The sequence below is a fragment of the Nonomuraea phyllanthi genome (assembly GCF_006334985.2).
Lineage (GTDB): Bacteria > Actinomycetota > Actinomycetes > Streptosporangiales > Streptosporangiaceae > Nonomuraea > Nonomuraea phyllanthi.
Window position 1 is genome coordinate 344,666 of the sequence record NZ_VDLX02000005.1, and the last position, 12,012, is coordinate 356,677.

Here is a 12,012-nt window from a genome sequence, read left to right on the forward strand (position 1 = left end):
TCAGAGCATGTTCCTGAGAGGTGGCGGCATCTCGGGAACGGGCTGGGCGAGCAGCTCGTCGACCTCCTTGCGGGTGAGGAGGCGGGCGTCGAGCAGCAGTGAGGCGGACTCGCGCCAGGACTCCCCGGCCTCGGCGTGCCGTCCCAGGGCGTGCAGGGTGTCGCCATAGTGCCAGGCGGACACGGCGCACCCGATGCGGTAGCCCGCCTCGCGCAGGAACGTGAGCCCCGCTCGGTACTGCTCGGCGGCCTCGGTGAGCATCCCGGCGTGGCGGTAGGCGTCGGCCAGGGTGGAGTGGGCCGTCCCCTTCCCGTACAGAGTGCTCAGCCCGCCCCACATGTCGACGACCACCTCGGCCTCCGCGATCGCCTCGTCGTGGCGGCCCTGCCGGAAGAGGACGTGGGCGCGGTTGTTGCGGACGGCCGCCTGGTCGTAGCGCTTGCCGGTCTCCTCGGCGATGGCGAGCGCCCGCTCCAGATGGCCGATCGCGAGGTCGAACCTGCCCATCAGGGTGTGGACGATGCCGAGGTTGTTGTAGCTCCCGATCTTCCGCAGCGGCAGGCCGGCGCGGTCATAGCAGTGCAGCGCCTGCTCCAGGTGGGAGACCGCCAGCTCGTAGTTCCCCTGGTCACGGTAGGCCCAGCCCAGGAAGCTCAGCACCTGAGCCTGGCCGGCCGGGTCGCCGCAGCGCGCGGCGATGTCGATGGCGCCCCGGTGGACGTCGATCAGGTGCGTGAGCCAGCCCCGGTAGTTGAAGGGCCAGTGCAGCCCGATGGACAGGCCGATGGCCGTGCCGGGGTCGGCGGACTCGGCCGCCTGGTGCGCGGCGGCGAGGAGGTTGTCGCGCTCGTCCACGACCCAGCCGGACGCCTCACGCGCGTCGGCCAGCGCCAGGCCGGGCTCGTCGGACGGGTACACGGGCGGGGCCGGGAGATGCAGGATCAAGGTCGCGGTGTTGGCCGTGGCGAGGTAGTGGTGCAGGCCACGGCGCAGCGCGGCGGCCCGCTCGGGCGCGGGCAGGTGGGCCATGGCCTGCTCGCGGGCGTACAGACGGATGAGGTCGTGGAAGCGGTACCTGCTCCGTCCGGCGGGCTCCAGCAGCCGGGCGTCGAGGAGCCGCTCGAGGGCCGCCTCCGCCCGCGACTCCGGCCACCCGGCGAGCGCGGCGGTGGCGGCCGGGGTGTGGGTGGGGGTGTCCAGCAGGCCCAGGAGCGTGAGCGCCTGCGCGGCGTCCTGGCCGCTGGGCTCCTCGCGGAGATGCCGGTGGCTGACCGCGATGCTCGTGCGTACGGCGAGGTCGGCGTACTGGAGCGTGTCGAGGCGGCGGGCGGTGTCGGCGAGCCGGTCGGCGAGGTCGGACAGCGTCCAATGGGGCCGCGCCGCCAGGCGCGCCGCGGCGATGCGGATGGCCAGCGGGTAGCCGCCGCACAGCTCGGCGATCTTCGCCGCGACCGCCGGTTCGGCCTGGACCCGGGCGGGCCCGGCGATCCGGGCGAGCAGCGCGGTGGCGTCGCGATCGCCGAACCCGGCCAGGTGCAGGTGCCGGGCGTTGTCGAGCGTGGCCAGCATGTCGCGGCTGGTGATGAGGACCCGGCAGCCCGATCCGGCGGGGATGAGCGGGCGGACCTGGAGGGCGTCGTACGCGTTGTCGAGGATCATCAGCAGGTCGCTCGTCGCAGTGAGAGAGCGATACCGGGCGAGGGCCCCGTCGAGGTCGGCGGGCACGGCGTTGCCGTCGAGCCCCAGCTGGCGCAGCAACTGGCCCAGCGCCTCGATCACGGAGAGCGGCTGGAGCCCGGGGGTGGCGCCGTGCAGGTTGACGTAGACGACGCCGTCGGAGAAGCGGGAGGCCACCTCGCGCGCGACGTGAACGGCGAGCGCGGACTTGCCGAGACCGCCGGGACCGTCGATGACGGCCACGGTCGGCGCGCCGGGCGTGGACTCGGCCAGCACCACCTCCCGCACCCAGGTGATCTCCGCCTGACGGGCGGTGAACGCGTGGGTGTCGGCGGGCAGCTCGGCGGGCGCGACCGGCCGGGAGAGCGTGCTCTGCTGTGCCGGGGAGGTGAGGTCGAGCGCGGGATCGCCGGTCAGGATGGCGTGCTGCAGCCGGCGCAGCTGCGCGCCCGGCTCGATGCCGAGCTCCGCCACCATGACCTCGCGGATGTCCTGGTAGACGGCGAGCGCTTCCGACAGCCGGGCCGCCCGGTACAGCGCCAGCATCAGCTGGGCGCGCGGGCGTTCGCGCAGCGGCTGCGCCAGGACGTGGGTGGAGAGCTCCGGCACCACCGCATGGTGGTCGCCCGCGGCCAGCCGCAGGTCGAAATGGTCCTCGACGGCGGCGAGGCGCTGCTCCTCCAGCCGGCTGGACTCGATCTGCGCCCACGGCTCGGCCAGCTCGGCGAGGGCCCGGCCCCGCCACAGGGCGAGCGCCTGCCGGAACAGCTCGGCAGCCCCCGCCGTGTCGCCCTGGTCGCGGGCCAGCTGGGCCTGCCGGGCCAGGCGGGTGAACCGGTGCGCGTCGACCCGGTCGTGCGGCAGGTCGAGCCGGTATCCGCCGGCCACCGTCCCGATGACCTCGCCGCCCACGTACGGCTCCAGCGCGCGCCGCAGCTTCGACACGACGATCTGGAGCTGCTTGGCGGCCGTGGCCGCCGGGCTCTCCGCCCACACGTCGGTGAGGAGCTGCTGCGAGGTCACCGGCCGGCCGGCGTTGAGCGCCAGCCGCGTCAGGACCGCGATGCGGCGGCGGCCGGTCAGGCGCACGGGCAGCCCGTCCACCCTGATCTCCCAGGGTCCGAGAAACCCGATCTCCAATGTCACCGTGGAAGTCCCCCCATCCCGATCACACACCCCCACCAGGCCGCGCACCTCCCACCGGTGGCCGTGGAAGCGGGCGTCCTCGCCATCGCGGCCGATGCCACCGTACTGGAGGACGGGGGAGGAGACCGGATCTTCGCCCGAGCCGAGGGAAGCGCCGCCTGCCGGGAACCGGTGCCGTACGGTGCGGGTTGGCCCCGGGCCGGTTGTCGGCCATGGCGGCAGCACACTAGCGTGCCGATGTGGATCTCTTCTCACGCTCGTGGACGGCGTTGCGCGCGGCGGTCGCCGAACTCCCCGACGAGGACTTCGAGCGGCCCTCCGGGTGTGCCGGCTGGCTCGTCCGGGACCTGGCGTGCCACCTGGTCATCGACGCCCAGGACGTCCTGATCACGCTCGTGACGCCCGCCGCGACGGAGCCGACCCGCGACGCGGCGACCTACTGGGAGGTCGCCGACACGCCGCCCACCGGCGACGACCCGCTCGACGCGCTGATCGTCCGGCTGGCGGCCGCCTACGTGGAGCCCCGGCTGCTCAAGTTCCACCTCGACGACGTAGGGTCCGCGGCCGGCCGCGCCGCCGAACTCGCCGACCCGAACCTGCGGGTGGGCACCCGCGACCAGGTGCTCACCGCGGGCGACTACCTGTCCGCGTACGTCCTGGAATGGACGCTGCACCACCTCGACCTGGTCGCGGACCTCCCGGACGCGGCGGGTCCGCCCGCGGAGGGGCTGGCCGCGTCCCGCGAGCTGCTGGAGAGGATCGCCGGGGCCCCGTTCCCGGCGTCGTTCTCCGACACGGACGCGCTGCTGGTCGGCACCGGACGGCGCGCCCCGACCGAGGCGGAGCGGGCCGAGCTGGCCCGGTCGGCCGCGAAGGTCCCGCTCTACCTCGGATGACGGGACCCCGGCCGTCGGCGGGCCGGGCCGTGCCGGCGCAGGGGCGGCCTGCCGCAGTCGCCGTACGATGTCCAGCCGCCGTAGGCGTTGACGCTGGCGGTCCGCTATCACGTGAGCAAGACGCTCTGGGGCGAGTGCCGTTCGGGCCAGAAGATCATCCCGTTGGAGCTGCTGAAGCGGCTCGTACGCGACCACGCGCCGGACGAGCCCACCCGTCACCTTTAGATGGAGACCGCCGTCCGGCTGCACGCGGCGGCCCTCGAAGGAGCCCGCCGGCCACCCGAGCCCGAGCCCGAGCCCGGGCCTGGGCCTGGGCCTGGGCCTGGGCCCGAGACTCAACCTCGGCCCGAGCGCGAGCCCGGGTCTGAACCTGAACCTGAGCCCGTACTCGCGCTCGCCGATGGGCCGGTCCCGAACCCCCGGGAGGCCGAACCCGCGGGCAGGCGCCGCGGGTGGTCGCTCGCCGCCGGTGGCGCCGCGATCTCGGTCCTCGCGCTGCTCGCCCTGCTGCTCCGGCCGGGCCAGGCGAGCGGGGACGAGGTGTACGCCGTGGGCCCGGGCGGCCACGGCGTCTTCCGGCGGGACGGCACGGACGCGGCCGGCCGGACCAGGATCGGCGACGGGACCAAGCGCCTCTACGCCGGGCCCGCCGGGCTGTTCGCGACGGGCATGGACGACCGCCTGTACCGGTACGGGTGCCGCCCCGGCCGGTGGACGCTCATCAGCGAGCCGGGCGGCGGCTTCGCGGTCAGCGGCGCGCACCTGCACCGGATGCCGGCCGGCCGCCGGTCGGTGGAGGTGTGGGACGGGCACGGCACCTCGTGGACCGCGATCGGCGGCCCGGCCGCGCGCTTGTACGGCGGCGCGCCGGGGCTGTTCGCCACGAGTCCGAAGGACGGCTGGATCTTCCGTTACAGGGGCCGCTCCTTCGACTGGGAGGGCGTCGGCACGGCGGGAGCCTCGTTCGCGCTCACCGGCAGCCACCTGTACGGCCTCACCCCGGACCGCGCCATGGTCAACCGCTGGCTCACGGGCGGCCCGCCGGCACCGTGGCCGCCCTGGACCTGCGCGGCGGGCCCGGCGGGGGAGCTGTACGGCGGCCCCGCCGGGCTCTTCTCCACGGACCCGTCGGGCCGGCGCCTGCGCGTCCTCGCGGAGATGGAGACGGAGGCGGGGGAGGTGATGGGGGAGGCGGCGGGCCGAGCCGGAGTTGACAACGGAGGGCGGCATCCAACACCCTTTCCCTATTCCAATAGTGAAAGGGTGGTTTAAGGTTGATCGAGTTCACCCTCGACCGCGGCTCGGGCGTCTCGACGTACCTGCAGCTCGTTCACCAGGTCAAACAGGCCCTCCGGCTCGGCACGCTGCGGCCCGGCGACCAGTTGCCGACCGCCCGCCAGGTGGTCGAGAGCCTGGCCATCAACCCCAACACCGTGCTCAAGGCGTACCGGGAGCTGGAGCGCGAGGGGCTGGTCGAGGGGCGGCCGGGGATGGGGACGTTCGTCCGGCAGGGCGTCGCGGGCGCGACGCTCGCCGAGCACACGCGGCTGCGGCGCGCGCTGGAGGCGTGGGTGCGCGACGCCCGCGCGGCCGGGCTCGACCAGGAGGACCTGCGGGCGCTGTTCGCCGTGGTGCTGGCCGACGCGGCGAAGGAGGGCGTGGCATGAGTCCGGGGCTGGAGGTGACGGGTCCGCGCCGAGCGCCGGCGCTGGAGGTGACCGGCCTGGGAGTCCGCTACCGCCGTACGTGGGCGCTGCGCGACTGCTCGCTGTCCGTGCCGAAGGGGAGCGTGGCGGCGCTCGTCGGGCCCAACGGCGCGGGCAAGACCACGCTCATGCACGCGGCCGTCGGCCTGCTGCGGCCCGCGCTGGGCGGCGTCCGCGTGGCCGGCGAGGCGGCGTTCGTGGCGCAGGACAAGCCGCTGTACGAGAGCTTCACCGTCGCGGAGATGCTGGTCTTCGGCCGCCGCACGAACACCCGCTGGGACGGCGCCGCCGCCGCCGACCGGCTGGCCGGGCTGGGCATCCCGCCGGGGCGGAAGGTGGGCGCGCTGTCGGGCGGGCAGCGGGCGCAGGTGGCGGTCACGCTGGCGCTGGCCTGCCGGCCCGACCTGCTCGTGCTGGACGAGCCGCTGGCCAACCTCGATCCCCTGGCCCGCCACGACGTGATGCGCTCGATCATGGCGGAGGTGGCCGAGCGGGAGCTGACCGTGCTGCTGTCCTCGCACGTCGTCTCCGACCTGGAGGAGACGTGCGACTGGCTGGTCGTGCTGAACGGGGGGCGGTTGCAGGTCAGCGGCGACATCGAGGAACTGCTGGACGGACACCTCGTGCTCACCGGGCCGGACGGCGCGTCGGCGGCGGGGACGCGGGTGGTGGGCGCGAGCCGTACCGGCAGGCAGGTCACCATGCTGGTCAGGGGCGCGCCGCCGCTCGATCCGCGCTGGCAGGCGCGGCGGCCCGGGCTGGAGGAGCTGGTCATGGGCTACCTGCGCAGCCCCGAGTCGGCGGCGCTGCCGGGGCTGGCGGGGGTGGGCGCGTGATCTGGGTGACGTGGCGCCAGCACCGGGCGCAGATCATCGTGACGGCGGGCTTCCTGGCCGTGCTGGGGGTGCTGCTGCTGGGCTCGGCGGTGGAGGCGAGCCGGTACGTGGCCGAGCACGCCCCGCCCGGCTGCCCCGGCCCCGCGGTGGCCTGCGGCGAGGTGGCGGTGGCGCTCGGGCGGCGCTACGACGCGGTCTACTCGGTGTTCGGCTGGATGCCGCTGGTGCTGCCCGCGCTGATCGGGGCGTTCTGGGGCGCTCCGCTGCTCGCCCGCGAGTACGAGCGCGGCACCCACCGCCTGGCCTGGACGCAGTCCGTGCCCGTGTGGCGGTGGCTGGCGGTCAAGCTGTCGCTCCTGGGCGGGGCGGTCGTGGCCGGGGGGCTGCTGCTGTCGGTCATGGTGAGCCTGTGGCGGCCGGTGTTCAGGACGGGGGTCGACTCCACGTTCGGCAACATCGGCGTGTTCAACATGGTCGGGGTGGCGCCGGCGGCGTGGTGGCTGTACGCGTTCGCGCTCGGCACCGCCGCCGGCAGCCTGTTCCGGCGCACTCTGCCCGCGATGGCCCTGGTCGTGGCCGGGGTGGCGGTGTCGATGTTCACGCTGTTCCAGCTGAGCGACCACTACGCCGAGCCGGCGCGTGCGGAGCTGTCCGGCACGGTGCTGCTGGACGATCACGACGCCCGGCTGGTGAGAGCCGCCTGGGTGGAGCCGTCCGGGAGGGAGGTCGCCGAGCCGGCCGGCACCGGGTGCCCGCGCCGGGTGGATGTCGGGCAGAGCAGCAGGAACGCCGAGGCGTGGCAGGCGTGCCTGTTCGGCAAGGGATACCGGTACGCGGTGTACTACCACCCGCCGTCCAGGTTCTGGCGCTTCCAGTGGACGGAGGCGGGGATCCTGGCGCTGGCGTCGGCGGCCCTCGGAGCCCTGGCCGTGCGCCGCACCCTCCACTGAATCTACATTGTAAAGGCGTCGGCCCGGGTCGGGACCGGTCAGGCGGCGGCGCGTTCAGCGGTGGGGCGGCGGCGGAGGCCGGGGAGTTGGAGGGCCTGGGGGCGGTAGGCCATGTCGAGGGTGCCGACGTCGGTGCCGGGCGGGACGATCTCGTCGATCCGGTCGAGGAGGTCGTCGGTGAGGGTGACCTCGGTGCCGGCGATCAGGTCGTCGAGCTGTTCCATGGTGCGGGGGCCGATGATGGCGCTGGTCACGCCGGGGTGGGCGATGGCGAATGCCATGGCCAGGTGGGTGAGTGGCAGGCCGGCGTCCTCGGCGAGCGGGATGAGCCGTTCGACGGCGTCGAGGCGGCGCTCGTCGCTGAGGTGCTTGAAGTAGGCGGCGCGCCGGAGGTCGGTCTGCTGTCCCTTGCGGATGCGGCCGGTGAGCAGACCCTGCGCGAGGGGGCTCCAGACCAGGGTGCCCATGCCGTAGCGCTGGGTGACGGGGAGCACCTCGGTTTCGATGCCGCGGTTGAGGATCGAGTAGGTGGGTTGTTCGGTGCGGAAGCGTTCGAGGTTGCGGCGTTCGGCGACCCATTGGGCTTCGACGATGTCGGAGGCGGGCATGGTGGAGGAGCCGATGACGTGGACTTTGCCGCTGTGGACGAGGTCGGAGAGTGCGGAGAGGGTTTCTTCGACGTCGGTGTCGGGGTCGGGGCGGTGGATCTGGTAGAGGTCGATGTGGTCGGTCCGCAGGCGGCGCAGGGAGTTCTCGACGGCGGTCATGATCCAGCGTCTGGAGTTGCCGCGCTGGTTGGGGTCGTCGCCCATGGGGAGGTGCAGTTTGGTCGCCAGGACGACGTTGTCGCGGCGTCCTTTGAGTGCCTTTCCGATGATCTCCTCTGATTCTCCGTGGGCGTAGGCGTCGGCGGTGTCGATGAAGTTGATCCCGGCGTCGAGGGCTCTGTGGACGATGCGGATGGAGTCGTCGTGGTCGGGGTTGCCGATGGCTCCGAACATCATGGCGCCGAGGGCGTACGGGCTGACTTTGATGCCGGTGCGGCCGAGGGTGCGGTACTGCATGGGTTTCTCCGGGGATCGTGGCCGGGGGTGTAGCAGGCGGTTGTGGATGCCGTACTCTTGGAGCTAAGTGGAAAGCTCTTCCGGAACTATACGGAAAGGCTTTCCGTTTATGCAAGAGCGAAGGAGTGTCGTGACGGAGAACACGGCGCCGCGCCGGCTGCGCGCCGACGCGCAACGCAACGTCGACTCCTTGCTGGAGGCGGCCAAGGCGGTCTTCGGCACCTCGGGCGTGGACGCGCCCGCGAAGCAGATCGCCGATCTGGCCGGCGTGGGCGTCGGCACGCTGTACCGGCACTTCCCGCAGCGCTCTGACCTGGTCAAGGCCGTGTTCCAGCGCGAGGTGGACGCCTGCGCCGACGCGGCTCCGGCGCTGAGCGCGGCGCACGAGCCGGGAGTGGCGCTGGACAAGTGGCTCCAGCGCTACACCGAGTTCCTCGCCACGAAGCGGGGGCTCGCGAGCGCCCTGCACTCGGGTGATCCGGCGTTCGACGCCCTGCCCTGCTACTTCATGCAGCGGCTCGGGCCCACCTGCGCGTCGCTGCTCGAAGCGGCGGCGGCGAACGGCGAGGTGCGGGCCGACGTCAGTGCCAAGGACCTCCTGTACGCCGTCGCCAATCTGTGCCTGCCCGTGGAGGACGAGGGGGTCGCGTACAGCCGGCGCATGGTGGCGCTCCTCGTGGACGGGCTGCGTTACGGCGCCGCGGTGAGCCGGTCCGGCGCCTGATCCGGCGCGGTTCGGGGGCCGCCGGTCAGGGGGAGGAGCCGCGCCAGGCCGAGGGCGTGTGCCCGCGGGCGCGCTTGAACGCCACGCTGAACGCGAACGGATCCTGGTAGCCGACCTGGCGGGCCACGGCGGCGACGGTCTGCCGGGTGTCGCGCAGCAGGTCGGCGGCCAGGGTCATGCGCCACTCGGTGAGGTAGCCGAGCGGTGGCCGGCCGACCAGGGCGGTGAAGCGCTGGGCGAAGGCGGCGCGGGACATGCCGGCCTTGGCGGCCAGCGAGGCGACCGTCCACCGGTGGGCGGGATCCTCGTGCAGCAGGCGCAGCGCCTCGCCGATCGCCGGGTCGGCCAGCGCGCGGTACCAGGCGGGCGGCGTCGCCTCCGGTCTGGTGCACCAGGCCCGCAACGCGAGCACGAGGACCAGGTCGAGCAGCCGGGCGAGGACCGCGTCCTGGCCGGGCTCGTCGCGGGCGGCCTCGGCGGACAGCAGGTCGAGTGCCGCACGGGTGCGTGGCCCCGCGGGCACGACGGCCAGCGGCGGGAGCAGGTCGAGCAGGCGGGAGGCCGCGTCGCCGTGCAGGTCGTACACGCCGCGCAACATGACGGTGGCCCCGGGCGGGCCGGCGCCGTACGTGCGGGGGGCGAGCGCCGGGTGCGGGGCGGCCGGTGCGCCGGTCGGGAGGTGTTTGCGGCCGTCGCGGATCACGAAGCGGGGGACGGTCGCCGGGTCGTCCGCGATCGTGTAGCCGCCGGGGGCGGTGATGAGGGCGATGTCGCCGGCGGCGAGCCGGGTGGGAGCGGCGTCGCCGAGCCGGATCACGGCGTGACCGCCGAGCGTGGCCGCGACGGTGAGCGGCGGCGCGTCGGCGTAGGTCACGGCCCATGGTGGCGGCTGGATCAGCTGCCTGACGAGGGCGCTGTGCGCCCGGGCGCGGTGGAGCAGGTCGGTCAGCACGTCCACGTCCGTAGCGTAGACGATGGCAAAGGCATTTCGGTGTTTCGCCCATGGATCGTCTGGGGGCCGGTGGGATTGGCTGGGCGGCATGACGAAATCCATCGCAGTGTTCGGCACCGGTCCGGGCGTCGGCCAGGCCGTCGCCCGCCGATACGGCAAGGAGGGGTACGACGTCGTCCTCGTCGCCCGCCGCCAGGGGCCGTTGGACGAGCTCGCTCGGGAGCTGTCCGCCGGCGGCGTCACCGCCCATGCGGTCACCGCCGACCTCGACCGGACCGACGCCGTCCCGGCGCTCGCCCGGCGCATCCGCGCCCGCGTCGGGGATCCCACGGCGTTGTACTACGGGCCGGCGCCCACGGACCCGGCGTTCCTCCCCGCGGCCGACCTCACCCCTGAGGCGCTGCGCGATCGCCTGCCGATCACGCTGTACACGCTGCTGGCGCTGGTCGGGGAGTTCCTGCCGGCCATGGTCGAGCGGGGCGACGGCGCTCTCCTCAGCGCTCAGGGGGCCGCCGCCGTCCAGGGCCGGCCGTACATGAGCGGCTGGCCCACGATCCTGGCCGCCCAGCGCAACTACCTGCAGTCGCTCGCGGCCGAGGTCGCCGGCAAGGGCGTGTACGTCGGCGCGCTCTACATCGGAGCCCGCATCCTGGGCACCCCGTTCGAGGCGGACTACCGGCGGCGACAGGCCCAGGGCGAGCCCGTGCCCGAGATGGCCGCCGCCGACCCGGCCGAGCTGGCCGACATCCTGTGGGACATGCACGCCGGGCGGGACCGGCACGAAGCCGTCTTCCCTGCCGGTCTCCTGGACGGCTGACACCGCTTGCGGCGGCCCGGGTCACCACCTCGGAGGCGATCGGGTGGCCCGCGCCCTCGGTGCCGGGAGCAGTGACCGGCCGGCGCGCGGTGCGGGTGCTGCGCACCGTACGTACCTCGGGCAGTCTGACGGTCCGGGGGCCGAGCCCGCGCGGGTCGAGTCCCGGCCGCGGCATGGTGATCGGCGGCCGTGGCAGGTCGGGAGCGACCCCGGCGGGAAACGGGTCGACGGCGCGGTCGGCCATCACGATGTTCGACCGGCGATCGACGTCCGGCGCCCACCGCCCGACAGCGCCGGCGGGAAAACCGGGTGCGGCTGCGGCTCGGGCGCGGCCAGGATGGGGGTCATGAGCGTGCGCGTCGATGATCCCGCCCGGCTCGGGGAGAGCCGGCTCCCCGACGGACGGCTGCTCGGCTGGGCCGAGTGGGGGCCTTCGGACGGCATTCCGGTCGTGCTGTGCCCGGGGGCGGCCACCAGCCGGTGGCTCGGCTTCGGCGCGGATGCCGTGGACGCGCTCGGGGTGCGTCTGGTCTCCGTCGACCGTCCGGGGCTCGGCGCCTCGACCCCCGCGCCCGGCCGGACGTTCGGCGACTTCGCCGCCGATCTCCGCCATCTTTCCGAGGTGCGGGGGCTGGGGTCGCCGGCGGTGGTCGGCAACTCGCAGGGCGCGCCGTTCGCGCTGGCGTGCGCGGTGGAGGGCGTCGCGTCGGCGCTGGCCCTCGTGTCGGCCGCGGACGAGGTCGCCGCGCCGGAGTTCGCCGGGGCGCTGCCCGCCGAGCTGCGCGGGCTCGTCGACACGGTGGCCCGCGACCCGGCCGGAGCCGAGGAGATCTTCGCCGGCTTCGGCGCGGGCGCCATGCGGGACATGGTCATGCGGGGGAGTCCGGAGACCGACCTGGCGGTGTACCGGGAGCCCGGGTTCGAGGTGGCCTACGGCCGGGCCCTGGACGAGGGGTTCGCCCAGGGCCCGGCCGGCTACGCGCGCGACGCGGTGCTGGCCATGGGGCGCTGGCCGTTCGACCTCGCGAAGATCGCCGTCCCGGTCGACGTCTGGTACGGCGAGCAGGACACCGGCCACTCGCCGGACAACGGGGCGACGCTCGCCGCCCGCATTCCCGGCGCGGTCCGGCACCTCGTGCCGGGGATCGGCGGCGCGGTGCTGTGGACCCATGCCGGGCCCATCCTCCGCTCCCTGATCGGGCGCTAGCCGGCACGAGCCCCCCTCCGACCGGGGGCGCTCGCCC

At 74.2% G+C, this 12,012-nt stretch carries 11 protein-coding genes; 8 read left to right on the forward strand and 3 right to left on the reverse strand.

The features are described 5' to 3' along the window. Positions 1 to 2,823 (reverse strand): AfsR/SARP family transcriptional regulator, encoded by a 2,823-nt coding sequence (locus FH608_RS15950; RefSeq protein WP_193318443.1) that lies wholly within the window; start codon positions 2,821 to 2,823, stop codon positions 1 to 3. 239 nt (positions 2,824 to 3,062) lie between these two features. On the opposite strand from FH608_RS15950, the gene FH608_RS15955 reads away from it, so the two are divergent. The 5 genes from FH608_RS15955 (at position 3,063) to FH608_RS15975 (ending at position 7,211) form a co-directional block, all read left to right on the forward strand. Next, positions 3,063 to 3,719 carry a maleylpyruvate isomerase N-terminal domain-containing protein gene (locus tag FH608_RS15955; RefSeq protein ID WP_139631269.1) on the forward strand — a complete coding sequence of 219 codons (657 nt, stop codon included), beginning with the start codon at positions 3,063 to 3,065 and terminating at the stop codon, positions 3,717 to 3,719. Between the two features lie 225 nt (positions 3,720 to 3,944). Next, positions 3,945 to 4,991 carry a hypothetical protein gene (locus tag FH608_RS51480; RefSeq protein WP_193318444.1) on the forward strand — a complete coding sequence of 349 codons (1,047 nt, stop codon included), beginning with the start codon at positions 3,945 to 3,947 and terminating at the stop codon, positions 4,989 to 4,991. A gap of 2 nt (positions 4,992 to 4,993) precedes the next feature. Beyond that, positions 4,994 to 5,386 carry a GntR family transcriptional regulator gene (locus FH608_RS15965; RefSeq protein WP_139631271.1) on the forward strand — a complete coding sequence of 131 codons (393 nt, stop codon included), beginning with the start codon at positions 4,994 to 4,996 and terminating at the stop codon, positions 5,384 to 5,386. Then, positions 5,383 to 6,261 (forward strand): ABC transporter ATP-binding protein, encoded by an 879-nt coding sequence (locus tag FH608_RS15970; protein ID WP_139631272.1) that lies wholly within the window; start codon positions 5,383 to 5,385, stop codon positions 6,259 to 6,261. Before FH608_RS15965 ends, FH608_RS15970 begins: the two co-directional genes overlap by 4 nt. Then, positions 6,258 to 7,211, forward strand: coding sequence for an ABC transporter permease (locus FH608_RS15975; protein WP_139631273.1), 954 nt, complete (start codon positions 6,258 to 6,260; stop codon positions 7,209 to 7,211). The genes FH608_RS15970 and FH608_RS15975 overlap by 4 nt, the downstream gene beginning before the upstream one ends. 38 nt (positions 7,212 to 7,249) lie before the next feature. On the opposite strand, the gene FH608_RS15980 is transcribed toward FH608_RS15975, so the two are convergent. Then, positions 7,250 to 8,275, reverse strand: a complete 1,026-nt coding sequence (locus tag FH608_RS15980; protein ID WP_139631274.1) for an aldo/keto reductase — start codon at positions 8,273 to 8,275, stop codon at positions 7,250 to 7,252. A 130-nt stretch (positions 8,276 to 8,405) separates the two neighbouring features. Here FH608_RS15980 and FH608_RS15985 point away from each other — a divergent pair, with 130 nt between their 5' ends. Further along, positions 8,406 to 8,999 (forward strand): TetR/AcrR family transcriptional regulator, encoded by a 594-nt coding sequence (locus FH608_RS15985; RefSeq protein WP_226899575.1) that lies wholly within the window; start codon positions 8,406 to 8,408, stop codon positions 8,997 to 8,999. 25 nt (positions 9,000 to 9,024) lie between these two features. Here the strand turns inward: FH608_RS15985 and FH608_RS15990 are convergent, their stop codons facing one another. Continuing rightward, a complete protein-coding gene (locus FH608_RS15990; RefSeq protein WP_139631276.1) occupies positions 9,025 to 9,957 on the reverse strand; it encodes an AraC family transcriptional regulator in 933 nt (310 codons plus the stop codon). Positions 9,958 to 10,039: 82 nt separating this feature from the next. Here FH608_RS15990 and FH608_RS15995 point away from each other — a divergent pair, with 82 nt between their 5' ends. Both FH608_RS15995 and FH608_RS16000 read left to right on the forward strand, forming a co-directional pair. Continuing rightward, the gene (locus FH608_RS15995; protein WP_139631277.1) at positions 10,040 to 10,768 is read left to right on the forward strand and encodes an SDR family NAD(P)-dependent oxidoreductase; all 729 of its coding nucleotides are present in this window, start codon (positions 10,040 to 10,042) and stop codon (positions 10,766 to 10,768) included. Positions 10,769 to 11,114: 346 nt separating this feature from the next. Continuing rightward, positions 11,115 to 11,975 carry an alpha/beta fold hydrolase gene (locus FH608_RS16000; protein WP_226899576.1) on the forward strand — a complete coding sequence of 287 codons (861 nt, stop codon included), beginning with the start codon at positions 11,115 to 11,117 and terminating at the stop codon, positions 11,973 to 11,975. Positions 11,976 to 12,012 lie beyond the last annotated feature (37 nt).